At 66.7% G+C, this 24,584-nt stretch carries 20 protein-coding genes; 7 read left to right on the plus strand and 13 right to left on the minus strand.

The window, feature by feature from the left end:
* Positions 1–12: 12 nt before the first annotated feature.
* Positions 13–177, plus strand: coding sequence for a hypothetical protein (locus BLW76_RS48395; protein ID WP_167384538.1), 165 nt, complete (start codon positions 13–15; stop codon positions 175–177).
* Between the two features lie 123 nt (positions 178–300).
* Here the strand turns inward: BLW76_RS48395 and BLW76_RS09975 are convergent, their stop codons facing one another.
* The 9 genes from BLW76_RS09975 to BLW76_RS10015 form a co-directional block, all read right to left on the minus strand.
* Positions 301–900, minus strand: coding sequence for a Scr1 family TA system antitoxin-like transcriptional regulator (locus tag BLW76_RS09975; RefSeq protein ID WP_091305630.1), 600 nt, complete (start codon positions 898–900; stop codon positions 301–303).
* Between the two features lie 13 nt (positions 901–913).
* A complete protein-coding gene (locus BLW76_RS09980; protein WP_244170110.1) occupies positions 914–2,857 on the minus strand; it encodes an ATP-binding protein in 1,944 nt (647 codons plus the stop codon).
* 308 nt (positions 2,858–3,165) lie between these two features.
* Positions 3,166–4,059 (minus strand): SAM-dependent methyltransferase, encoded by an 894-nt coding sequence (locus BLW76_RS09985; RefSeq protein WP_167384540.1) that lies wholly within the window; start codon positions 4,057–4,059, stop codon positions 3,166–3,168.
* A 364-nt stretch (positions 4,060–4,423) separates the two neighbouring features.
* Positions 4,424–5,089 carry an HAD family hydrolase gene (locus BLW76_RS09990; protein WP_167384541.1) on the minus strand — a complete coding sequence of 222 codons (666 nt, stop codon included), beginning with the start codon at positions 5,087–5,089 and terminating at the stop codon, positions 4,424–4,426.
* Positions 5,090–5,242: 153 nt separating this feature from the next.
* Positions 5,243–6,478, minus strand: coding sequence for a cytochrome P450 family protein (locus BLW76_RS09995; protein WP_091305636.1), 1,236 nt, complete (start codon positions 6,476–6,478; stop codon positions 5,243–5,245).
* The gene (locus BLW76_RS10000) at positions 6,475–7,083 is read right to left on the minus strand and encodes a GTP-binding protein (protein ID WP_425266000.1); all 609 of its coding nucleotides are present in this window, start codon (positions 7,081–7,083) and stop codon (positions 6,475–6,477) included. The genes BLW76_RS09995 and BLW76_RS10000 overlap by 4 nt, the downstream gene beginning before the upstream one ends.
* A complete protein-coding gene (locus BLW76_RS50765) occupies positions 7,061–7,414 on the minus strand; it encodes a DUF742 domain-containing protein (protein ID WP_091305639.1) in 354 nt (117 codons plus the stop codon). Before BLW76_RS50765 ends, BLW76_RS10000 begins: the two co-directional genes overlap by 23 nt.
* A complete protein-coding gene (locus BLW76_RS10010; RefSeq protein WP_091305641.1) occupies positions 7,414–7,800 on the minus strand; it encodes a roadblock/LC7 domain-containing protein in 387 nt (128 codons plus the stop codon). Before BLW76_RS10010 ends, BLW76_RS50765 begins: the two co-directional genes overlap by 1 nt.
* Positions 7,797–9,137: an ATP-binding protein gene (locus BLW76_RS10015; RefSeq protein ID WP_091305643.1), complete on the minus strand. Its 1,341-nt coding sequence runs from the start codon at positions 9,135–9,137 to the stop codon at positions 7,797–7,799. The genes BLW76_RS10010 and BLW76_RS10015 overlap by 4 nt, the downstream gene beginning before the upstream one ends.
* 1,534 nt (positions 9,138–10,671) lie before the next feature.
* Between BLW76_RS10015 and BLW76_RS10020 the strand changes: the two genes are divergently transcribed.
* A complete protein-coding gene (locus tag BLW76_RS10020) occupies positions 10,672–12,165 on the plus strand; it encodes a cytochrome P450 family protein (protein WP_167384542.1) in 1,494 nt (497 codons plus the stop codon).
* 29 nt (positions 12,166–12,194) lie between these two features.
* Here BLW76_RS10020 and BLW76_RS10025 read toward each other — a convergent pair whose 3' ends face one another.
* Positions 12,195–14,606, minus strand: a complete 2,412-nt coding sequence (locus BLW76_RS10025) for a helix-turn-helix transcriptional regulator (RefSeq protein ID WP_091305646.1) — start codon at positions 14,604–14,606, stop codon at positions 12,195–12,197.
* 904 nt (positions 14,607–15,510) lie between these two features.
* Between BLW76_RS10025 and BLW76_RS10030 the strand changes: the two genes are divergently transcribed.
* The 3 genes from BLW76_RS10030 to BLW76_RS10040 all read left to right on the plus strand — a co-directional run bounded on the left by BLW76_RS10030 (position 15,511) and on the right by BLW76_RS10040 (position 18,589).
* The gene (locus tag BLW76_RS10030; protein ID WP_143060592.1) at positions 15,511–16,638 is read left to right on the plus strand and encodes a hypothetical protein; all 1,128 of its coding nucleotides are present in this window, start codon (positions 15,511–15,513) and stop codon (positions 16,636–16,638) included.
* Between the two features lie 4 nt (positions 16,639–16,642).
* Entirely contained in the window at positions 16,643–17,584 is a 942-nt protein-coding gene (locus tag BLW76_RS10035) for an inositol monophosphatase family protein (protein ID WP_091305649.1), read from the plus strand.
* 282 nt (positions 17,585–17,866) lie between these two features.
* Entirely contained in the window at positions 17,867–18,589 is a 723-nt protein-coding gene (locus BLW76_RS10040) for a phosphotransferase (protein ID WP_244170111.1), read from the plus strand.
* Here BLW76_RS10040 and BLW76_RS10045 read toward each other — a convergent pair.
* The 3 genes from BLW76_RS10045 to BLW76_RS10050 form a co-directional block, all read right to left on the minus strand.
* Entirely contained in the window at positions 18,586–19,827 is a 1,242-nt protein-coding gene (locus BLW76_RS10045; protein WP_091305651.1) for a JmjC domain-containing protein, read from the minus strand. The two genes, BLW76_RS10040 and BLW76_RS10045, sit on opposite strands and share 4 nt — an antisense overlap.
* 77 nt (positions 19,828–19,904) lie before the next feature.
* The gene (locus BLW76_RS48405) at positions 19,905–20,054 is read right to left on the minus strand and encodes a hypothetical protein (protein ID WP_167384543.1); all 150 of its coding nucleotides are present in this window, start codon (positions 20,052–20,054) and stop codon (positions 19,905–19,907) included.
* A gap of 758 nt (positions 20,055–20,812) precedes the next feature.
* Positions 20,813–21,433, minus strand: coding sequence for a bifunctional DNA primase/polymerase (locus BLW76_RS10050; RefSeq protein ID WP_091305653.1), 621 nt, complete (start codon positions 21,431–21,433; stop codon positions 20,813–20,815).
* A gap of 663 nt (positions 21,434–22,096) precedes the next feature.
* Here BLW76_RS10050 and BLW76_RS10055 point away from each other — a divergent pair.
* Together BLW76_RS10055 and BLW76_RS10060 are read left to right on the plus strand one after the other, a co-directional pair.
* Positions 22,097–23,416, plus strand: a complete 1,320-nt coding sequence (locus BLW76_RS10055) for an NsdA family TPR-like regulatory protein (protein ID WP_091305655.1) — start codon at positions 22,097–22,099, stop codon at positions 23,414–23,416.
* Positions 23,413–23,979, plus strand: coding sequence for a GNAT family N-acetyltransferase (locus tag BLW76_RS10060; RefSeq protein ID WP_244170112.1), 567 nt, complete (start codon positions 23,413–23,415; stop codon positions 23,977–23,979). Before BLW76_RS10055 ends, BLW76_RS10060 begins: the two co-directional genes overlap by 4 nt.
* The last annotated feature ends 605 nt before the right edge of the window (positions 23,980–24,584 follow it).

Consider the following 24,584-nt stretch of genomic DNA (forward strand, 5'->3'; position numbering starts at 1 on the left):
ACGTGGACCTCGGTGACGCAGCCGAGCCGACGTAGCTCGGCGACCGCGGCGCGGACCGCCCGGTGCTCGCCGACCGTGTCCGCGGGTGGTGGCGGGCTCCCGCAGGACGTCACGCGGCGGCTCGTCGACTCGCGATGGATCACCTGGCACCTCGCCCCGCAGCCGATCGTCCGGTAGCCACGCAGCCAGCGGCTGTGCTGGTGTCCTGCCTGGTCCGGCCTGATTTCCACCGTCCGCGCGACACGCGTACGGCGGTGATCACGAACGGTCGCCTGGTTGGTGTCGCGTTCACTGTTGCGTTCACTCGGGGAGCCTCAGCAGAGGGTGATCGACCAGTGGTGTAGCGCGCGTCGCGTAATTGTCGAACCGTGTGACGAGTTTGTCCCTGCGGGTCGCGTCGACCTGCACGAGCTCATTTTCTGTGTCCTCGAAGGCCACGACGTCGCCAGCGACGGTGAACAGCGAGAAGGACGTCTCCATTCCGTAGTAAAACCCGTCCATGACCTTGCTGGGTGCCCGCCCTGACAAATGAAGGTCTCGTGCTCGTGCGTGCTGGTTCATCATGATCGTGTCCGAGCCGGCCGGCCGTCGCAGGACCGACGCATCGACGATGAGAGATGCTTCCAGGCCTCCGTTGAGGTACGCCGCGCGGCGCATCGCGCGGGCTGCGATGGCGTGCTGGATCTTGTCGGCGGTGAAGCTGTCGCCGTATGAACGCAGGACGGCCTCCGCGTAGTCGGGCTCCTGGACCGGGGTGGGAAATGCGGAAGCGCTAAATATGCGTGCGCTTGTTGCGTGGGCTTCGACTTCGAAAAGCGCGATGACCGCCGCCGGAAATACTTTCCGGTATGCGTTCCACCATTCGCCGAGTCCTTCCCTTCTGGCGTGGTCGTGCGTCATGATGATCCTTTCGTCAAATTCCGCCGTCGCCGGATGTCCCGTTGTGTGCCGATGCTTGTTGCGGCGCACGAGATCCGTGGTCGAGGGCTGCCAGTGCCTTCTGAGCCTTGTCCAGTGCTGCCCCGCCGAGGTCGTGAAGAAGCTCGATTGCCTCGGTCAGGTAGGCGCGGGCCTGATCGGGGTTGCTGTCGTGTGCGGCGACCTCGGCAAGGGCAAGCAGCACGCTCGCCTCGTAGACCGCCGAGCCCGTTCGGCCGAGCACGCGGCGCGCCATCTGCAGGCGTTCAATGGCCGCGTCCTGACGTCCGGCCAGCGCGTCGATCCGAGCCAACCCGAGAGCGACGCGGGCGACGTCCTTGTCGTCGCCGATTGCGGTCAGCATCTCCAGTGCGGTCTGCAGATGTGGTTCCGCCTCGAGCTCGCGGCCGGCCTGCAGCAGCGCGTCGCCGATGCGGCTGTGCCGCGATGCGACGCCCCGGTCGATGCCGAGATCCGCTTCGATATGCATGCTCGCGGTGAAGTGCTTGATCGCGGTGTCGACGTCGCCGCGGGCCTGCGCCACTCTGCCGAGCAGGTCCAGCGCGGCGGATTCGGTGCGGCGGTCCTCGGCGTGACGTGCCAGTTCCAACGCGTGCCGGACTTCGGTCTCGGCCTGCGGCAGCTGCCCCAGGTCCAGGTATGCCCGTCCGCGCTGGTAGCGCAGCCGGGACTCGGCGACCTTGTTCCGGCAGCGTTGCGCCGCGGTGATCCCGAGCTGGTGCGAGCGCAGCCATTCCGGGAAGGGCTTGCGGTAGAGCATCAGCTCCCAGAGCGCCTCGCACAGCTGCCACGCCAGTTCGTCGTGCCGGTCGGCGACCGCCTCCTCCAGCACGGCCAGCACGTTCGGCAGCTCTCGGTGCAGCCAGTCCAGAGCGGCGGCGTCGGAGTCGAACCGGACCGGCTCGCCTGCCAGCTCGTCGGCGACGGGGCTGACTCGCCAGCGCACCGGGATCACGACCAGGTTCGCCCGGGTCATTTCCCGCAGGTACCACGCGGCGGCGCGGGGGACGACCTCGAGCCGGTCCCGGTCGGGGGCGGGTTGGGCGCGCGCGTGCAGCCGGACCAGATCGTGGAAGCGGTACCGGTCGAGGGCGACCTCCTCGAGCAGGCTCGCGTCGACCAGGACCTGCAGCGCCACGGCCACCTCATGCTCGGCCAGCCCGGACACCGCGGCCGCCACGTCGATCCCGAACTCGGGCGCGGGGAGCGAACCCAGGCACCGGTACAGGTCAGCCGCATACGATTGCAGGTTGCGGTAGGACCAGTCGAACAGCGCCGTCACCGAATCCTCCGGAGCGGACAGGCGCGACAGGGCCGCCAGCCGCGACCGCTCGTCCCGCAGCCGCGCCACGACCTCGGACACCGACCACGTCGGTCTGGTCACCAGCCGGGCCGCGGCCACCCGCAGCGCGATCGGGAACAGCCCGCACAGCTGCGCCAACTCGGCCGTGGCGTCCGGCTCATCAGCGGCTCGCTCGCCGATCAACTCCTCGAGCAGCGCCACCGCGGCGGCCTCGGGCAGCGGCGGGACCTGCACGAGCTGGGCGCCGTCGGCGAACAGGCCGTCGAGCCGCAGCCGGCTGGTCACCACCACGACGGATCGGGTTGAGGTGGGGATCAGCGGCCGGACCTGCTCGGCCGAGGCCGCGTTGTCCAGCACCACCAGCATGAGCAGTTGCCGTCCGGCGGTGATCGTCCGGTACAGGGTTACCTGTTCGGCCACGGTGGCCGGAACGTGCCGTGGTTCGACGCCCAGCGCGCGCAGGAACCGGCCGAGCGCGTCGACCGGCGCCACGGTGGTGTCGGGGGAGAAGCCGCGCAGGTCGACGTAGAGCTGGCCGTCCGGGAACCGTTCCGTGTGCCGGTTCGCCCACATCACAGCCAGCGCCGTCTTACCCACGCCCCCGGGACCGACCACCACCGCCACGCTGGCCCGAGATCCCGACCCGCGGCCGTGGAGATCCATCAGCGCGTCCAGATCAGCGAGCTCAGCGCCGCGGCTGACGAAAAACGCCGGCACGGGCGGCAGCTGGCGCGGACTGCCCGGATGTCGGTCCGCTGGACGCGGCCCGCCGTCGGCGTGTCGGTCGGACACCTTCCCGGCCGCGTCAGGCGGCTCGGCCGACGGCGTGCTGGCGTTGGAATCCGTTTCGTGCGACGGGTCGCGGCGGCCGACGCACTTCTCCGCCGCGGCAGACGAGCCGTCTCCGAGTCCGTCGACGTTGGTCACCGTGCACACCTGCCTGACGCGCGGACTCCGGCCACACTCGCGTACGCAGTCCTCAAGCTGGGGACCGCAGCGACAGCCGCCAGGCACAGGGATTCAGCAGGCCGTCGGTCGCCGGCGCGCCGCGGGTTGGCCCAGTTGGCCGTGAAGGTGATGCCAGGCTCGAGGAGGTCGAGTCCACGGAGGAGGTGTCCGAGTTCTTCGGCGGTGCGCAGGTGACGCTGGGGCCAGTGGGGAGTGCGGAAAAGCTGGCACACCTGCCGCATCTGCCCGACCAGAGCCAGATCCGCCGTGTTGTCGGTGTCGAGGCCATCGACGGTGGCATGGGTCGCGATCATCAGACTGCCCGGGGGCAGCCGCTCGGTGTAGCACCCCAACGTGGCGGCCAGCGCCTCCGTGTCGTCGGTCGCATCCAGAACGCCGTTCAGTACCAGGCAGATCGGAGTCCCGTCGGATAGCAAGTCCTCGATGACGTCGGTGAACAGGATCGTGCCGGGCACGTGGAAGTCGCCGCGCACACAGTCGATCTGATCATGTTCCGACGCAAGAAGATCCAAGTACGCCAGTACATATCTGTCCTTGTCGGCATACACCACCTGGCCCGAGGTGAATGGGAGAACGTAGTCATCCATGGGCTCGGTGTCCGGCAAGCCACCGCCGATCGTCAGGAATCGGTGGATGTCCCGCTCCTGCACCGCAAAGCGGATCGCCCGGCGGACGAACTCACGCTCCTCGCTATAGACCCGCGGCAGACTCGGCATGATGCGAGCCGCGTTGGCGCACCATGACTTCTCGATCTCCCAGGCCTGGCCTCCGTTGAGGAAGCAGTCCTTGATCCGTGCGGGGCTGGCGCAGCATGTGCACAGCTCCGGCGGCTCCCATTGGTGTGCCACCACGCGCAGCGCAGTGTCTGATATGGACGGCCAGGGCGTCAAAGCGCTTCGGCCGAGGTGTGTCGGTGCAGCAGCCGACTTTGTGGGGCAGCCGGATAGTGGCGTGGTGGGTTCCATCGGACAAGGTCTTCCTGAACGGGGCTTGTGTTCCGGTGCGGTGATCAGTGGCAGTCGACGGCGGCCAGCGTTGATCGAGTACTGCGGCATGCCGGGACGATGGTTCCTTCGGCGCCGAACTCGGCACCGTCGAGCGGGATCCAGCCGTCGCCCGGTCCGCATGCGGATCGACACGGCGCCACTCCCGTGGCTGGACTGTGACGGTGCGGTCGTCTACCAGGACGTGCACGGCCGCCCTGGCGCTGTGTCAGCCACCCGCCCACGACCGGACCATGTGCACCGCGGTCGGCAGGTCGACAGCGGTGAGCACCCTTTCCTGGCTGCCGTTCGGGTAGGCCGTCGCCTCGGCGTCGTCGCGCAGGTGGATCACGCGTGCCCCGGCCCAGAGGGCGCCGTACACATCGGCGATCAGCTGGTCGCCGATGTGGACAACGTTCTCGATTTTCGCGCCGTGGCGTCCGGCGACTACCTGCCATAGCCAGGGTTCAGGCTTCGCGCCACCGAGCTTGAAACTGGTGTACACCGCACGGAGCGTGCCGAAGTGTTCGGTGCGCACCTTGTGCACGCGCTCTGGCCCGCCGGTGACGGCCATATTGGACAAAGCGACCACAGGTGCGACCTCGGCTAGTTCCTTGAGTGCGTTGTGTGCGTGCGGGTACGGGAGATAGCCGCGGTCCCACCTGGTCGGGAACTCGCTGAACGGGATCAGTAGCTGACGACTCACTTGGTTGATCAGCTCGCTGGTCAACGCCGGGGCCCGATACAGCAGGCAGCGCACGGCCTCCCCAGCCCGTTCGGGTGCAATGTCGGCCAACGGGGACAGTTTCAGCAGGCGATCCTTTGTGGATGTTCCGGTGAACGTGCCCAGGGTTCTGCTGATATCCACTGTGATCAAGTCGACCTTGGCTGCCATCAGAAGACGTTCTCCCATCCCGTTTGTGGTTGTGCGATACCCGCGCGGGGGCTCGGCACGTCGACGCGCTGGCAAGTCTTCGGGGGTGAGAGCATCGAGCGGGAACGCTTTCGGGTTGAGGTTGGACTGGAAGGGTTCCGGACGGGGCGTTGCCTAGAAGCGGGCGCGCGTCGCGGTGACGAGCAGGTGTTCCGGGCCGCGGGTCCAGGGCGAGGGGCGCAGCGGAATCTCGCTGGCGGGCACGGCCAGGCGGGCGTCGGGCAGGCGATGCAGTGCGGTTTCGACGGCTATTCGGGCGATGAGGCGGCTGGCGCGCTGGGCGGGGCAGGCATGCGGGCCGACACCGAACGCCAGGTGCGCGCGATTGCCGCTGTCGCGGCGATCGTGTCCGCCGACCCAGGAGTCACTGTTCGCTGCCGCCAGCCCCAGGATCAACGCGTCGCCGCGGGCGATGCGCTGACCACCGAGGACAGTGTCGGCCACGGCCCAGCGGGTCGGTTGGTTGGCCATCGGCGGGTCGGCCCACAACACGTGGTCGAGTGCGTCGTCGATGCCGAGGTGCCCGCCGCGCACCCTTGCCTCGAAGCGCGGGTCGGTGAGCATGATCCGCAGCGTTTGCGCGATCCACACCTGCAGGGTCTCCCAGCCCGCGCCCAGCATCAGCAACATCGACGCCAGGACTTCACCGTCGTCGCGATGGCCGGGATGGTTCAGGAAGGCGGTGGTGAGGTCCTCCGCCGGTGCCGTGCGGTGCTCGCTGATGACGCCGGCGACGATGGTTTCCATCTCGCCGAAACGTTCCGCGGAGTCCTCGCCGGAGCCGAACAGGCCGATCACGCAAGCCTGGAGCCGGTCACCGAGCTCCGGAGCGATGCCGAACAGCCCGGCGACGGTCAGCATCGGAACCTGGGCCGCGTACAGCGCGACCAGGTCGATAGGCCCCTCGTCGGGCATCCGCTCGATCAGCCGGGCGCACGTCTCGCGGATGACCTGCGCCATGTGCTGCTCGCGGAGCCCGGCGAGGCCGGCGACGAGCGGAGCCCGCAGCCGGCGGTGCTTGTCGCCGTCGGAGAAGTAGGCGTTGTCGCGGGGGAACATGATCGGGGCCAGCCCCGACTCCGGGCCGATGTGGCCGTCAGCGATCAGCCGCCAGTTGCTCGAGTTGCGGGAGTAATGCAGCTCGTCGCGAACCACGGAACGGATCTCGCGGTAACCCATCACCAGCCACACCGGGATCCCGGGGCCGAGTTCCACCGGCGCGACCGGGCCCCAGGTCTCCCACAGCCGCCGGTAGGCGGCCTGCGGGTCGAGGCAGGTCGTGGTCGCCGACAGCGAGGTCAAACCGGACAGCCCTTCGAGGTAGCAGCCGGTCTTGGGCACGGGCGTCATGGTCGGGCCTCCGCGGAGTCGAGACAGGTCAGGGCATGGCTGACCAGGGTGATCAGGGCGTCGACCGAGGAACGCTTATCGCGGGCATCGCAGTGCAGCACGACCGCCTCGGGCAGGGCGAGCGCCTGGCGCACCTCGTCGTCGGCATAGCGCGGGGTACCGGGGAAGTCGTTGATGGCAACGACGAACGGAATCCGGCCGGTGCCGAGCTGGTCCAAGACAGCGAAGGCGGCATCGAGGCGGCGCAGGTCGACCAGAACCAGCGCCCCGACGGCGCCCTTTTCCAGGCCCTCCCACAAGGACCAGAACCGCTGCTGACCTGGCATGCCGAACAGGTACAGCGCGATGGTGTCGAGGCTGATCCGGCCGAAGTCCAGCGCGACGGTCGTGGTGGTTTTGCCCTCGACGCCGTCGAGGGAGTCGACGCCGACGCTGGCGACGGTCATCGGTTCTTCGGTGCGCAGCGGTTCGATCTCGCTGACCGTGCCGATCAGGGTGGTCTTGCCGACGCCGAACGGGCCGACTACCAGTATCTTCGCCGGCTCGGTTACGGCGTCGGACACCGGGCTGACGCCGGCGCTGTCATAGCCTACGGAGTCCGGCAAGGAGCTTCTCCAATGTTTCCAGTCTATTGTGGTCCGGTGTTTCGTCTCCAACCATGACGAGCAAGCCGACGTCGATCAGGTCCGACGCCAAGATCCGCACCACACTCATCGGCCACCCGAGGTGAGCGGAAGCCTCGACCAGACTGAGTCGCTGTCGGCACAGCCCGAGCAATTCCCGCTTTTGCACGGTCGTTGTGTCGGGCACGGGGCGGTGGGCCATTGTGGTCAGAAGGGTTTCCGGCCGCAGGGTGGCTTTGGGGCGCGTGCGGCCGCCGGTGAGCACCCAGGTCGGGACCGGACCGGGCCGGAACCCGTGGTCGGTCGGGGACATCAGGTGCGGGCGGACGTGCTCAACGTGGACTCGCCGACCTGTTTGATCCGCTCGGCCATGGCATGGGCGAGCAGGCCGGGGTTGACGTTCTCGTCGGTCACCACGGCCAAGCACGTCCCTTCGCCGGCGCGCCGCACGAACAGAAATCCGTCCGACCACTGGGAGAAGTTCTGCTGGAACGCGCCCTCGAAACCAGCCGGCCCTTTCACGGCACTCGCGCTGGCGAGAACGGCCGCGCACGCCGCGGCAAGCAGGTCAGCTCTGTCCTTGTCGAGCTCGTCGGGCTTCTTCAGGACGAGACCGTCGGTGGAGACCACAAGGCAGAATCGGACGCTTTCGATCCGTTGTAGTTGTCCCAGCATCCATGGGTCCTGAGTGGAGGTCATCGTGATTCCTCCCCTTCGGTCGCAGCAGCGGGCGTGTCGTTGGCCGGTGCGGGCGGTGAAACGGGGAGTGAGCCCTCCACGAACGTGGTCATGAAGTCGCGTTCCTTGTCCGGATCGGGTGCAGGTGCGGGGGGCGGGGCAGACGTCCGCCGGGGGGTGAGGGGGTCATCCTGCTTGGGGACCCGGATCGGCAGGCCGTGGGCAGTGCGTCCGCCGGGGGGTTCGGCGGGAGTGAATGCGGGCCCTGGGTCGTGGTGCTTCCCAAGCGCGGCTTGCTGTGGCGGTGTCGTGCGGGCCGGCTGTCGTGGTGCCGGCGCCACCGCGACATCCGCAGGTGGGGAAACGGGCACGAGCAGGTGCTGCGGCACCGTTGTCACCGCGCGGACACCGCCGTTGGCCGCGCGGTCGAGGTGCACCAGGAACCCGCAGTCCTGGGCGTATTTGCCCACGACGGCAAGGCCGGTCTCGGGCGATTCGCCGAGCTCGTGCAACCCCACGGGCACCCGGCCGGACACGCGGTCCTGTGCCCACTGCAGCCGGTCGTCCAGGCCGTGCCCGTCGTCGTGGACGGTGATCGCCCATCCGGGGTCGACCTTGTCGAAGGTGACGGTGACCGGTGTGCTGTCCGGCGCGGACCGGGTGGCGTTTTCCAGCAGCTCAGCAACCAAATGGATCAATTGCAAGGCGAGAGTGCTGACCACCGCGACGTCCGGATTGCTTGTCACCAGGACGCGTGGGTAGTCGACGATCTGTGAGGCGGCGTGCTGGACGACCTTGGCCAGCGGCTGCGGCTCCTGAAACTGCCGGAGAGGCTTTCGGCCGGCAAGCACGACCACCGATTGCGCTGCCCGTGCTTGCATGGCAGCGAGATGGCTGATGCCGTAGTAGTCCTGAAGCGAATCCGGGTCGTCGGGATACCGTTTCAAGGTCTGGCGGGCCCGGTATTCCATCTCGTTTGCGGTGGTCTGCCAGCGCTGCGCGAGCGATACCAGGACGCTGACGAGGGCTGCCTGGCGATCCTGCATGTCGGCAGCGAGTCGCGACACCGCAGCAACAGCAGTGTCGACGACTTCGTCGCCGGTTGCCTCTGGCCACGGGGCCGGCTGCTCGCCGCGGGTGAGCGCGCCGAGCTGGTCGACGATCGTGTTCAGCGCCAGGTTGCGGTTGTGGACCATCTGCTCGAGTTTGCGCAGCAGCGCATCCCGTTCCTGGTCGTGTGTTCCTCGCCGATCCCTCTCAGCGCTGGCCCGCCGGGCAGCGGCTGCCAGATGATCGGCCACGCTGGCCAAAGCGGTGAGGCCGGCCGTCCGGAGCCGGGTGGATGTGTGGTGAGTCATGGATGACCTAGTTCCGTGTGTCCGTGGAGAGAACGGATGGCTGGAGTACGCCTGACGACGTTGTTGGCCGAGCGGCGGGGGCGTGCCGAAGCGGCACTACTACTCGAGGACTGCCTGATCGGGCCGTACCCACCGTGAGCCAGACGGAGTCGGGTACGGAGTCGGGTATCGACGCACCGTGCCGCAGGCGGCGGCATCGCAGACCGACGTGACACCGGCGGCATGCAGCGTTGCCGCGAGCCCGCACGGGCAGGCGGGTCCGAGGATGACCGCGTAGGCGGTGCCGGGATCGTGTCGCGCCGATTGGATCGCATCGCATGCGGAGTGTCGTCGCGGAAGCCGGGTCGGTAACGCAGAGGCCGCGAGCGCCGCCTCCAGCCGCGACATCGTCGCCGTGGGCGCGGATAGCCGACCTCGGATGTGGTGCACGACGGGCTCCTGGCAGGACGGTGGAGACCGACTGGCCGGCAGAAGGTGACCGTGAGGGCCGGGCCCGATGGGCGGTCGGATCCGAGGCATCGCCGCAGAGGTGTCTGTCGACGCGGTAGCGACACGTGCTCGAACGGCGGCCACCTGAGTAGGAGAGGTGGGGCGGCACAGCCGGACGGCGATTGCCGCGGGCTGTCGGGGGATGGGGTGCCGCCCCACCTTCCAGTCCGGCTGGGGGGAAACCGGACACTGAGGAGGCCTGGCCGGTTGGACGGGTGGCCACGGCCGCCGGTCGCGTAAGCGCGGTCTCTGCGTCGGGCATCTCGAGGACCTCCGCGTCGGCGCCAGTGGGCGCGATGCCGACTTTCGGTCGGCGTCGCTGCGGTGAGCGCCGGCCCTGGCCGCCACCTGGTCGCAGCCACGCGCTGTACGTTGCGTTGGCTGCAATCGCGGGGCTGGCCGGGGTCGTGGGCGGATGTCATGACGTCCTTTGTCGAGGAAGCTGATTCCGAGGTCGGCTGGATCACGAGGTCTGGGGGCGGTGCTGGGGAACGACAGGGGTGGCTCGGTAGGCACGGCGGTGCGCAGCGCCGTCACCGCCCGATGGTCGGGCGTTGCAGTCCGCGGTCAACGTCGCCTTCGTGCAGGGGCTCGCGGTGTTTCCCGGCCCGGGTGGCTCACGGACTGTGCGCCGGGAAGATCCGTTCCGGATCTGAAACCCCCGTCATCTCAGTAATTGGGTTCGCCCCGGGTCCCATCGACGTAGACGACAATAGAGCAGGGGATTGCCTTGTCAACCCGGTGAACCCCATTTGCGGCCGCTATTTTCGCAGTTCCCGCGAACGGGCTATGCGGTTTCACATATGGCGACGCCTGGGAACCGCGTAGCCGCACGCCTGCCATCGCGTAGTTGTCGTCGTTCTCAATCTGCGGCGCCGAGCTCACCCATCCGACATCCCCGGAAGGAGACCCTCGGGCGGGGCTCCGAAGACGGGTTCTGGCCACCGCTACGTGGCCTCGTAACCACGGCTATGCGGTGCCGGGGCGACGGGTATGCGGTCTGAGCGGCCATGTTTATGCGGTTTTCCCAATGGTGTCTGCGGCCATGATCACCGATTCTGAACATGGCACGCATCGAACGGGTGCCGGCAGCGAAAGGTGCACCGTACCGGCACCGGATCCACCGTGGATCTGTCGCAACGATCGCCAAGAGGTGTACCCGCTGCCGCTATCCAACCGGGAAGTGGCCCGAGAACCTCACGTGCTGGCGATAACGGGCAACGCGCGGTCGCCAGCGGCGGGGTTTCTGGCGCTGGTTCCGACGCGCTCACGGGATGCGGCCGCAACCCGCGCCAGGGCAGGCGTCACGGACAAGAAAGGCACCGCGATGACGATGGACCTCGCAATTTTCGGCCGCGACTGGTGGAACCATGCGCACGAGATAGCGGCCGCCCGGCGGGAACAAGGTGCCGTTCATCGCGCGACTATTCCGCGGGGCGAACAGGAGATCCCGGTCTGGGTCATCGTGCGCTACGAGGAGGCCCAGGCGGCGCTGGCCGATCCTCGGTTGTCGAAGGATGTCGACGGGCTGACGAAGATCCTGGACAAGCACCTCACCGTGGACGGCGAGAAACCCAACCTCAGCAGCATGTTCTCCCCGCACATGATCTTCTCGGATCCCCCGCGGCACACCCGCCTGCGCCGCTTGCTCATGAAGCACTTCACCCGACCCCGGGTGGAGGCCCTGAAGCCGCGGATCGAGCAGATGACCGCCGAGCTGCTGAACGACCTTCCCCTGGGGCGTGAGGTCGACCTGATTGCGGAAGTGGCGTTCCCGTTGCCGCTGTACGCGATCTGCGAGCTGATCGGTGTCCCGGCGAAGAAGCGTGGGGTGTTGCGTGCGTGGACGTATGCCCTGATGGAGGACCTGCCCGAGCGGGCCGATACCGCCTCGAAGAAGATGCAGGCGTACCTTCTCGAGCTGATCGAGACGGCGCGTGCCAACCCGGGTGAGGACCTTCTCTCGGCCTTGGTCCAGGAGGCCGAGGACGAGGATCGCCTCAGCCTGCCGGAGCTGCTGGGCACCCTGTTCCTGCTGTTCGTCGCCGGGCACGAGACGACAACCGCGCTCATCGGCAACGCCGTCGCTTGCCTGCTGGCCGACGACGGGCGACTGTGGCGTGAGCTGGGGCAGCGACCGGAGTTGCTGCCCGGCGCGGTGAAGGAGATTTCGCGGTACGACGCCGCCGTCGCCACTGCGACACATCGGTTCACCGAAGACGAGGTCACCATCGACGGGACGACGATCCCCGCCGGCGAGATCGTGCTCATCTCCCTCCTGAGCGCCAACCGCGACGATCGCCAGTTCGACCGCGCTGACCAGCTGGACATCCAGCGAAAAGAGTCCAATCTGGCATTCGGCTACGGCATCCACTACTGCCTGGGCGCGCAGCTGGGACTCATGGAAACCGAGAGCCTCGTGGGCGCGTTGACCCGACGGTTCCCGGACGCTCGTTTGGTCGACGGGGCGCAGCTGCGGCGGCGGCAACCGGCGATGATCCCCAACAGCTGGCGCGACCTGCCGGTAATCCTGGGCTAGCGAGGTGTTGTCGACGGCGGGTGCGAACATCACGGCGGCTCGGGTTTCGTCTGCGCCGTATTCGGGGCGACCGTGGTGTGGTACCAGGCTGCGATCCCGGCCCGGTTTTTCGTGCCCAGCTTGTGGTTGAGCTTCGTGACGTGCACCCCCACGGTCCCCGGGGTGATCGACAGATGGCTGGCTATTGCCTTGTTCGTCCAGGCTCGGGCGATCAAGCTGGCGACCTCGAACTCGCGACGGGAAAGCCCATCCGGCGGAGTCTCCGGCTCCGGTGCCACCAGCGGGCCCAACGCCAGAGCGTGCATGTCCTTCTTGGACAGGTCCTGCCCGTCCGCGACGTGCTTGGTCCACACGTCGTCGCCGAGCGCTTGCCGTCCTGCGGCCTCAGCCAGCCGCTGCAGCCGCAGGAACGGCCCCTGCTCGAGCACGGTGGCCTGGGTCGCCTGTTGCCGTGCCTGTGCACCACCCAGTACTTGCGCGGCCGTCTTGTACTCGCCGAGCTGCGCGGCGATCAGCGCGATCAGCCACAGACCCACCACCGGCCCCCACGCGTCACCGATGTCGCGCTGGATGCGCAACGCCTGCTGGGCCAAGCCGGCGGCCTGTCGTGGGGTGCCGTCGAGCAGCTTGACCAGCGCGCGGCACCACAGGGCCCAGGAGATGGACCACGGGGCGTCGGCCGCCTCGGCGTCCGCCAGCAGGGTCACGCTTTCAGCCCTGGCGACATCGAGGCAGCGCAGCGACGCCGCCGACATCGTGAGGAACAGGCGCGCCATCCACTCATCCGGCTTCGCACCTGCAGCCTGGCATGCTTGCGCTGCCTTGCGAAACGAGGTCAGCGCCGCCCGTGCCCGTTTCGGGTCCTGCTCGACGAGCCACAACCAGGTTCCGCGGGCAGTGTCCAGCGGCCCAAAAGCGTCGGCGATGCCAAGCGCGGTGGCTGCCGCCTCGGCCTGCTGCAGCAGAGGGCGAGCACGGGCAGGGTTGCCCTGGATCAGCGCGATCCACGCTGCCAGTGACAGCGCCGCCACCCGGTTCATGCTCGGAGCGCCGGGGTGCGTGGCCAGCCCTGCGTCGAGCATGCGGAGGTTTTCGTTGAGCCGGCCGCCGAAGATGAACGCGCAGGTCTGGCTCACATGGATCGCCAGCTCCAGCCCGCGCGTTTCGGTCTGCGCGGTGGCCAGGAGCCGTTGCTGGCTGGCGATCAGGTCTGGCCGGAACTCGTTCAGCCGGAGCATCCAGTCGATCTGGTTCGGGCCGAGCCATTCTCGGCTGCCGCACGCCGCCAGCTCGTCAAAGTAGGCGGTGTGGGCCTGGCGCAGTCGGTGGCCATCGCCGGATGCCAACACCAGCTGGCCGTACTGCCGGATCGTCTCCAGCATGCGGTAGCGCGGCCGGTCCTGACGCTCTACACCCTTGAGCACGTTCTTACTCACCAAGTTGATGAGCAGAGACTGAACCTCGGCCTCAGCGATGCCATGATGGTGGCAGATCGCGTGGACGGCTTCGAGGTCGAAGCCGCCTTCGAACACGCTGGCCAGCTCCCACAGCCTCCGCTCAGGCTCGGGCAACCGTGTATAAGACCAGCTCACCATCGCCTGCAGCGTGTGGTGCTTGCCCTGACGGGATGCCGCGCGGTCCAGCAGCGACAACAGGTCAGGGTGCTTGCTGAGGGCCCAGACCGTCATGGCGTTGCCCGCCAGCGGCACCGCAGCCAGTTCGATGCCGAGAGGGATGCCGTCGAGCCGCCGGCACAGTTGCGCTGCGGCGGTATAGTCGCGTTGACGGATCGTGACACCCAGCTCGGCTGCCCGGTCGATCAGCAGCTGCAGCGCCTCGTGCACACCATCGTCGCCGTCGGCGCAGTCGCATCGGTCCTCGTCACCGACGCACAACGGCGGAACCGGCAGCAGCCGCTCACCCCGTACACCCAGCCGCTCCCGACTGGTCGCCATCACCTGGAGCCCAGGGGCGTCCCGCAGCAGCGTGTTCAGCAGCGTCGGTACCGGACCGTGTCCGGGGATGTCGCCGACCAGATGCTCACAGTTGTCCAACATCAACAGCAGCTGCCGGTCCTGAAGGTAGCTACAGAGCCTGTCCAGACCCGGCGTCGACGCGCTGTCCTGGATATTGAGCGCGTCAGCGATGGCGGCATACAGCCGGTCGCCGCCCTCGCGCAGCTCGGCCACGACGACGCCGTCCCGGTATCCGCGCGATGCAGTCAACTCGTGGGCAAGGCGGAGCAGGAGCCGGGTCTTGCCGACTCCGCCAAAGCCGGTCAACGTCACCAGCCGGGTTCCGTCGCTGTTCAGCAGTTCCCTGCAGCGGTTGAGCAACCCGCCGCGGCCGATGAAAGAATCCAGTTCCGCCGGCACCGTCGACACGGATCGATCTAGCGCGCCCCGGCTGTCGACGTGGCGATCATCGTCACCGGCAGCCATTGTGCCCCTCCCGCACGGCCTTGGTCGTCAACCGCGTTCCCCTGGGGGTAGGCCTGGGCGGTCGTCGTCCCCGCCGCCCACGCCAGGCCGGGGCGGCCGACACGATGCTGCGCCGACGCCGGCCCCGCCTCGCGCCTGTGCAGCCACGCCGATGCCGTCGGGGCTGCGTGGCGGCGGTCCGCGGTGTGATCGGCCGGACGCCGATGTTGATCATTGCGGGTCCGCCGTGTCACAGACGCGGGTCTCTTGTGGCCCGGGGGATGCAATTGCGCAGGGTACGCACGGCATTCCCGTTCCGACAGCGACGAGGTCGGATTGGCGTGGCCAGATGGTCATCCCGCACAACGTCACGAGGTGATCAGGCATCGTCCCCGTGTCAGGTACTAGGACCAGATGGACGACACGATCGGTTTCACCGGCGATCCGTCCATTCGGCAGTTCGACGCCGCGCCGTAGCCGGGCGGCGACGACACTGGGCTCCCGGTGCATCGCTGGCGAGGTGGTCTCGGTGAACCCGATCGCAGAAGCCGCGGACCGTGAACCGTGGACGAAACGTGGCGTGTTTGATGTAAGTCCGTGATCACTCGGTCCGGTTGTTCTGGGTGGACGACTTTGAGGGAAAGCCGTCATGGAGACTTCCATTGGTCGCTTGCCGCCTACGTTCAGTCGCTGAGAGCGGGCCCAAGCCCTTACATGCTCATCCATCGTTGATCATGCTGGGTAAACGGTCGCATGGGTCGGGACTTTCGCGCACCTGCGCGGCGGGCCGGTTTCCCTCGGATCCCTGCGTGGCGTTGACCTGGGGTTTCGTGGAAGTTGCCCATCGCAATGGGCACCAGTAGTGTGGACGCTGGCGGTCCGGGAGTGGCGAGCCGCAAAACGGGGCGACGGGGGGTGCGAAAACGTGGCTGGAAACCAGAGCGGATCTCCTCAAGCGCGCGGGCGCGAACTTGCGAAGCAGGGCAGGGAGCTGTTCGTCTCCTGTGGATCTGTCAAAGCCGCAGCCCGCGAACTGATGAACCGTCATCGGGATCTTCCCAGCATCCAGGCGTTCCGGTATTCGGCTGGGCTCTCGCAAGATCAAGCAGCCATCCGCTACAACGAGGTGGCCGGCAATCAGACGACGCTGGGTGGAACCACGATCAACGCGTGGGAAAGTTGGGCGCGAACGCGCGGAACCCCTGGAGCTGGCTCTCCGCCATCATTTGCGAGCTTGCTCATCCTGGCAAAAGCGTACGGACTCGGACCGCATGGCACGGCTAGCGAGTACATTTTCGCGGGCGACCTTGTTCAGGAGGCGTACGAGAAGCTGGCCCCCGAAGATCAGTTGGCACTGAAGGCCGCAGGCGACCACCCGCCCGCCGCCGCTGCTAGCGACTCGCTTCAGGTTCGCAACGCCGTGGTCGGCGGCCCCCAAGCGACCGATAATGCTGTCGGGCAAGACTTCACCCTAGTCGTGCCGACGATCGATCATGGAAACCCGGCCATCTGTGTGTTCTCGCTGCCCAACCCCAATCCAGGCCAGCTGCTCGACCTGACCTGGAACACCTTCGGGTTCGGCATCCAGCGGCTGATGCGACAGATCAAGAGCCTCGGGCGACGGCTCGACGCGGACATCTGCGTCGGAATCAACGAGGCGGGTTTGGTCATGGCGACCTTCCTGGCGTCCGCCCAATTCAATCGCTGCGCCATCGGGTACCTCAGGTGCAACCGCGTTCGGAACGAGATCACCTTTGCGGCCGAGTCCCACTACCCGGAATCGGTGGAGGCTCCGGTGATCGTGATCTGTGACTTCGAGGTCAAGCATGCTGACGTCGTTGGACTCGTGGCGCGGGAACTGCGGGAGCGATACCCGGGAGCAGAGTTGTACTTCGCGGTGTTCGGCGCCATGACCAAGGGTAATTCGTTGGAGGTCCAAAGCTTCGATGAGCTCACAGGCGCAACAATCATGCAGGCAGCCAGGTTTGAGGCGGTGTTCATCGCCGCGACGATGAGCCCACCGGGCATCGAGCCGCCTTTGGAGCTTCGCTGAGCAGATGGGAAAGACAGTGGTGGAGAAGGTCAGTGGCATCCCCGATCTTGCCGGCAGGATCGCCGAGATGGTACGCGGCGTGATGCTGGAGTTGCGTCCGAGACTAGTCGAGGCGGCGCTAACCGGCCGACGCGGCGAAAGCGAGAACCCGCGACACGAAGACAACTTCCTGTCTGAGCACGACCTGTGGATGCATCGTCGCTACCGCGAACTGCTCGCCCCGGTTCTCGGGGCATTCGTCTACGCTTCCGAAGAGGCGGAACCAGAGATCGTCGGTGATGATCCCGACCCGGACCTCTGCGTTCTGGTCGACCCCTTGGACACCAGTGAACTTGCCGTCCGCGGGTTGCTCGGCTACACGCATGTCATGGTTTACTCCCGCGCCGCTGCTCGGCCGGTTGTCGCGGTGGTCGGCGACATCTTCCATCACCTCCAGCTCTACGTCGGCGCGCGTGACGAGCACGGCATCGACCGCGCCTTCGTCGTCACAGCCGACTCTCAGACGTACGAACTGCGACAGCACACAAGCAAGCGACTCTCCGAGTCACTGGTCACCAACTTTCTGATGCGCCCCGGCGAACGGTTCCTCCCGCTCGCCCGGAAGTCGAAGCTTCTCGCAGCGCTCGACACGCCAGGCGATGACGGCAAGCGCAGGGGACGGATTGGAGTGGACTTCGGCTCCGTCAGCCTCTGCCATGTTGCGGCGGGTATGACGGAAGCGACCGCCGAGTTCGCCAAGGGTTTCGCAGTCTGGGACCTCGCCCCTGGCCATTACATCCTCCACGCGTCCGGCGGCGCCGTGCTCGACCTCGCGGGGAAGCCCGTACCGCTCGACTACCACTTCGGCTCGATTGCCGAGATCACCGAGGCCATGGGCCGTAGACAGCGTTTCGTTGCTGCCGGGACAGCCGGCCTCGCTGTCGAGATTGTTGAGAGTCTCCACTAGACACCTGCGCCACGGCATCGTTTGATAGCAGGCTTCGGCGGTGGTCGATGTCTACCAGTATCGAACCGGAGAAGTAGTGATGCTTACCTAACAAGTGCTGACCAACGCGGATCGTGGATGATGGGAAAAGATTGCCGACGTCGAAGGGGCCTCGTCGTGTCCGCTGCTCAGCCGTCCAGTGCCACTCCCGTAGCTGTACTCGACGTACGCGAGCATGACCATGAAGACGTCCTCAGCCGTGTAGAGCAGGTCTTCGGACTTCGCCTCGATAGGTCGTCAGTGGTGTTCGGTGAGTCCGGCGCAACCGAGGGCTTCCGGACGAGCAACGGGACGTGGGCCCGGATCGAGCGGCGGAACCGCTGGAAGATCAACAGTGCGGTGTGGGTCGGGCTGGAGGCGGCCGCGACCATCAAGAACGTCCGGAAGCCGGAGTGGTTTCAGGCCACAGCCTGGATCGACGAGGCCCGCGAAGTCGCCTGGCGTGCTGACGAGGTCGAGCTGATCTCTGCTCCGATCGTGGGCGATCTCGCGACGATGGCGACGCTGCCCGACGCCTGGTGGACCGCCGTGCGGGAGTCGCTGGCTGCTCTTGGTGCTCACCAGACCGAGCGCGTGGGAATGACACAGGCGCACCTGACGAAGCGAATCGGCGAGATCTTCCCGGGGGTCGACACCACCGTCGATGAGTGGCGGACGGCCCACGCTGATGTGCACCCGGGCAACCTCTCGGTCGAGGGGCACTTGATCGACTGGGAAGACTGGGGCGCAGCTCCGCGCGGACTCGACGCTGCGACGTTGTGGCAGTCAGCCCTGCCGGACCCCGCGGTGGCGGCACGCGTTCAGCGCGAGTTCGCCGCCGACCTGCAGACGCGGTCTGGCAGGCTGTCTCAGCTGCTGGTCTGCGCGAACGCGATCCGCATCGCCGCCCGTCGCGGGCAGCCGACTCCGCTATCGGAGCCTGCGAAGGCGGCGGCGGAACTGCTGCTCGCGGAACTGGGCTCTTAGAACGTGCCCAGGTAGGTCCGCAACCCGGGGGACGAGCTGGTGTCGACCAGCCCGACAAAGCCAACGGCCAGCTCTTCGGTCAGTTCTGTGCACAGGCCCTCATCCACCAACGTCTTGGCGAGCGCTTCGGCATCGACGCCGGTCACCAGGGAGACGTGCTCGATGTTCGCCGGGTTACCTGACAGCAGAAGGCGGAGGGCGGGTTCAGCTCGCGCGGCGAACGTGATCACCTTGCTCACGGCTGTGACGTCCACCGTGTCGCCGTACTCCTCGAAACGAGGAGGGAAGTCCGTCACGCACACGACGTCGGTCAGCGGACCGAAGACACCGGACGTGCTCACGTGTCTACGCGACGGCCGTTCCCGCTCACGAGCTGCGAAGTACGTCTCCGGCGGATAGTCGGCTGCGAGAGCTGACGCCGCGGCGAGCAGGTACTCGGCGTCCACGGCTTGCTCGGCCGCTGTTCCCCAGCGATCCAGGTCGATGCGGAACCTCTCCTGCTGGCGCGACCGGTCGGCAACCCAGCTGAACCAGTCGACCCCCGTTCGTTTCACGAACCCGAACGTGGCGTGGAGGCTGTAGCCGTCCCCGCTGTCGACGCGCGTGGCCTGGTGCCAGTAGCCACGGGGAATGTGCATGACGTCGCCGGCCTTCATGGTGCCGGACCACACGACGTCGGCCGGAGGCTCGTCGTTCCGCTCCGCATCGCGGTACATCGGTGCGGTGCGCGAGGTTCCGCGCACCTCCCATGACTTTTCGCCGCCGAGCTGAACGATGATGACGTCGTGGTCGTCCCAATGCAGGTTGAACCCGGCGGCGTCGTTCGTGGTCAGGTACGTGTTCACCTGGACGAGCTCCCGTGACCACCACTGCAATGCCTGGCACGTGATCTCCATGGCGGGGTCGAACGTGTCCAGCGTGTCGAGCACGATCGTGCAGCCGGACTCGATGAACTGGCCAAGGCGGTCCATTCGCGCCATCGACAGGCTCTGCCCTCGACGAGTTACGGCGTTGGCCAGGTACGCGTCCGGGTGCATCTCGTCTCCGCCTCGGAAGCACCGGAACTGCGGTGAGGAGAGTGAGCGTCGCATGATCACGTCCAGCAGGCGCGTGGGTGTCAGCAACCTGGTGCAGAGTGCTGGCATCGCCATGCTGCCCCGAGCGAATCGCTGGCCGAGGTGCTGCGGGCCATCCCATCCGAGCGCCTTCTCGATTTCTTCGACCAGATAGTGGTCCATAAGTACCCTCTCTCTTGTGAACGGTGGCGGACCAGCAGGTCAATCGCTGGTCCGCCACCGCAGTTCGCCGTGCCAGGTCACTCCGGAATGTTCAGTCCGTCGCCACCCGCATCGCCGTGGCCGTCGCCGCCGCCCGACGTCGACGGGTCGCCGTGGGAGAGATCGAGCCGGTCACGCACCCCGGACAGATCTCGGACGCCAACCACGAGTTTGTCCTTCTCGTCCAACTGTTTCTCCCTTCGTTTCCTGGATTTTCCAGGCTGTGATGGCCGGGAGCAGTGACACCCTCAGGCGCTGCTCCGGGCTCATGGCGGCTGGGGAAACCCAGTCACCGTTGGTTCTGGAGTTCCGTGAGGCCGCGGTGGGACGGGGTAGGGATTCTCTTGGCGGAGGCGAAGGGTTGAGAATTGTCGCGTATCCTGACCTGCCGGCCAAAATCGGGACCATCCTGAACACTGGAAATCGCCTGGACCTTCAGTGTAGCGAGAGCGCCAGACTTCGCGAGGCGTGAGGAAAACGATTAGCAGTTGACACAAATCTGGCTTTCTTCGTCATTAACCTGGCTGCGCCCGGCATCGGCGAATGGAGGTCACCGACCGGCTGGCGCGAGCAGCTGTATGCCGCTGGATATCGCCCTGCGCTTCGGATCGAGTTCGTTGTCCGCGTCGAACAGGCTCTACGACGTGGCAGTTAGCTGCCAAGCCAGCAGCTTGCGTGGTTCCCCTTCCGATCGACTGGTTGTGGCTTGGGTTTGGGGGCCCCTTCAGGCAGTGACGGCCGGGGAATCGGTTGCGTATCTTCATCCTTGGGCCATGCCGGGAAACACTTTGGACAACGCGAACTCTTCGACGAATATGCGTCGAGTATGCAGACTATCCCGCATTGGGAGACGCCGAACGTCAGTCCGCTTGCGCGAAGTTGCTTCGCTTCGTCGCCGAGCCGGTGTTGAATGTCGTTGTGCAGCACGGCACGCCATGTCCGAGCATCAGGCCCGTCCGACTGGTTCGCCATCTCGGCGTCCCGGATTTGTCGTGCGCGCATGCGTGCCGGCCCGCATGAACTCGATCAACGCCGCTTGAATGCGAACGGCGTCACCGAGTCGGCCCTTCGTTGCCGTTGGCGATATCCACCAAGACACGACACCTGGTTTGACCCGGCTCGGAGGCAACGGCGTCAGCCCTCCAGGCCGGAGTAGCTCGACGCCATGGACCTTGGTCAACTCTGGCGCGAGCGCCGCACCGCGCTCGATGAAGAACCGGACACCGTCAGCAGCAAGAGCAACGGGGCCGACGGGAAGCGACATCAATCCGGTGATCTGTGATGCCGCAGGGGTCGGAACGCGGAGGACGTCAAACAGCTCGCCGACGGCCGTCAAGATGATGCGGGGGTACAGTGCCCACCACTCGGCGATCACGGTTAGGTCCGTCGTGGCCTGCTCGTCGTCAGCGGTCGGCTCGCAACACCCCAGCGGCTCGACGGTGACGGGGTGCCAGCTTGCCAGCCCGTCGCACACTGGGCCAGGCAGCACCGGCCAGCCGAGCTCGGCGTAGGCGACGGCGGCGTCGAGGAGCGACTCCGTTCGATGTCGTGAAGCAGCGATCGGCATGGCGAGATTCCCTCTCGATGGTTTGAGTGCTGGTCCGCGCAGCCCGAGGGGTGGCGTCGCCGCGCGACCGCGCGGACCAGCAGCGCAGGCGTACCGGGTAGTTCAGCCCGGTTCGCGCGACCTGCGCTTCTTTCTGTGTCCTGCGATGTCCGGCGCAGGACGCCCAGATGACCGTCGTGTCGATCGCACGAGCTAGCCGGTTGGGCACCTGGTGGCAGGGGCGACGTCGGGCGAACTACCCCGACCACCAGGTTGACCGGGTGCTGAGGCCGCGAGCCAACGCCCACGCCTGGCGCGGCCCCGTACCAGGGATAGGGCCACCGCTCGCATCGCCCGGGCTCGTCTCGCAGCGCCTCGGCGGGCCGACCACCTGGCTGCCGCTGACAAGGAGGCGATGGCGACGAGCAACAACACCAAGGCGGCCGCTACCGAGAGTGGAATCGCGATCAGCACCATCACCATGACCTGGCCCGCTTCCTGGGTTCGCCTGTTCGTGCTCGTCACACAGCGTGCTGGACAACTTTAGGTTCGCGTGGCCTCCGCTGACATCGGAACGTCGTGGCCGCTGACTTCCTCTGCCTTCTTCTGCCATCTGGCGATCAAGCTCGCCGACGCGGTGGTAGCGCCCTAACCTGGGACTTGTCCATGGTGACGGGAGAGACGATGGTCGAGGACGAGCTGCCGCGTACGCGGCTTGCGCAGCTGATGAAGCAGCAGCACATGACCGTCCAAGACCTGCGTGACCGCTATCGGGAGATCACTGGCACCGAGCTATCGGAACGGCAGGCGTACCGCTGGCTCGGCGGCGACATGAAGGGGCAGCCGTACCCGCATTCGCAGGCCGCTCTTGAACAGATGTTCTGCGAGTCGGCGGCTCGTTTGCTGGGCCCGCCGCATGGAAGCGGGCTTGTGCTTCAGGCACACCCGAACGACGTAATCGCCCCGCCGCACGATCCCGCGCGGCAGGACTGGCAACGGCAGGTCCTCGCCACGAGCGCCCAGCGGGCGCGCGAGTTCCTGAGCAGGACGGAGGTCCCCAACGTGGGTGCAGAAACACTCGACCAACTGACCGACGACGTTCGCGGGCTGACCGTCGACTACCAGCAGAAGCCGCTGGAAACCCTGCTCGGGAAGATGAGCGCGACACAGAGTGAGATCTTCAGTCTCCTCGACGGTCGCCAGCGTCCAAGCCAGACCCTGGACCTGTTCCTGCTGGCAGGGGTGGCGTCTGGGCTCATGGCTCGCGCCGCCCACGACCTCAACTCGCCGCAAGAAGCGATGACCCACGCCCGCGCGGCATTTACCGCCGCCGACAACGCCGGCCATGACGGCCTGAAGGCCTGGGCGAAGGGACTGCAGTCGCTGATCGCGTACTGGGCAGGCCGCTACGACGACTCCGTTCGATACGCCGGCGAGGGCTCGCAGTTCGCGCAACGCAGCCGCAACACCTCAGCGGTCTGGCTGGCAGCCGGCGAGGCGCGAACCCTAGCGGCGCTCGGCCGCTACGAAGAGGCTCGGGACGCCGTCAATCGAGCGACCGAAGCCCGGGACCAGGTCCGGCGCGACGATCTTGACGAGCTCGGCGGCTTCTGCACCTTCAACCGGCCACGTCAGCTGTACTACGCCGCGGAGGCACTGGCATGGGCCGGGCCCGACTACGCCGACCAGACCGAACAGTTCGCCCTGGAAGCCACTGCGGCGTACGAGGCCGCTCCTGCCTCGGAGCGGGCGTTTGGCGACGAAGCAGGTACGCGGTGCGCGCTGGCCATAGCGCGTATCACCAGTGGCGAGTTCGAAGGTGCAGCGGACGCGATGGCCGGCGTTCTCGCGCTGCCCGTAGCCCAGCGCACACACGGCGTCGTCACAGCCGTCGAGCACGTCGAGAACCGACTCGCCACCCTCGACGCGGACGGGCGCGCGATCGACGAACTCGGCGACTCGATGCGTTCATTCGCGTCTCAGCGACTGGCGCTGCCGCAGTGACAACCACCGAGCCGACAGCACCCGATGGCGACGTCCTCCTGATGGGGCGACGGACGCGACTACGCGAATTCCGCCATACGGACGGCGCCGCAGCGTTTTCGATCGTCGGAGACGACCGGGTCACCAAGTTCCTGTCGTTCGACAGTCGCAGCCCAGCCGCTGCACAAGAGATGATCGACGGGGCCCTTCAACGAGCCAAGTCTCAGCCTCGCAACGAGTTTTACCTGGCAATCACCCAGATGGATGACGACGCCTTGATCGGGACCTGTCGCCTGGCGCTGACCGGGGTGAAAGCCGCAAAGCTCGGCTACGCGGTAGCTGCAGACCACTGGGGCCATGGCTTCGCCACTGACGCGGTCAGCACCATGATGGACTTCGCGTTCGGCTCACTCGATCTCCACCGTGTTACCGCGGCGATCGGCCCGGACAACCTCGCCTCGCAAGCCGTAGTCGAGCACTTGGGTTTCACGCGCGAGGGCGTCCTGCGCGATCACGTATTCACCAACGGCGCATGGCGCGATTCGGTGCTCTACTCGGTGCTCCGCGACGAGTGGCCAGCATGACTACGAGTAGCTCAGCCCGCACGGGTAGACCGGCAGGTGAGCAGGTTGCCGGGGCCCCGGAATATCACCGGATCAAGGAACGGCGCCGGGATCATGTGATGGCCATTGATTCAGCGAGGCGGTTGTTCGCGCTGTTTCTCGGCCAGATCGGCTACAACGAGTGCAGGCGCTCTCAGCCCGCGGTTAGGCCGACGGTGTGGTTGGCTGCAGCAATGGTTGGATCTTGTTGACAGGCGAGGTTTCCGCAGGACAGGGTTACTGGGTGAGACTGAACGGTATCGAATTCCTGCGGTCTGACGTGGAGCAATTCTGTTGGAAGTTGACAGACCAACCGCCGACGGTGTCGGCGGTGACCCTAGACCGCCCAGATCCGACGATCGTGGCGTTGCGCGAAAATGGCCACGATCGTCGTAATTTGGCGAGCGTATTCTTCCAGCGAGATTCGACCCGACAGTGGTGTTGCTCCGTACGTGAGGACCGGCCGCGCGGATGACGGCAAATGCGTGCCCGGTGATCGCTGTATCGGCATTGGCGATCTATCTCCTGCAAGAAGATCAAGTGCGGTCTACACCGGAGGCGCGATCAACGCCCTAGCCGAACGGGAC

This window comes from Amycolatopsis tolypomycina, from assembly GCF_900105945.1.
Taxonomy (GTDB): Bacteria; Actinomycetota; Actinomycetes; order Mycobacteriales; family Pseudonocardiaceae; genus Amycolatopsis; species Amycolatopsis tolypomycina.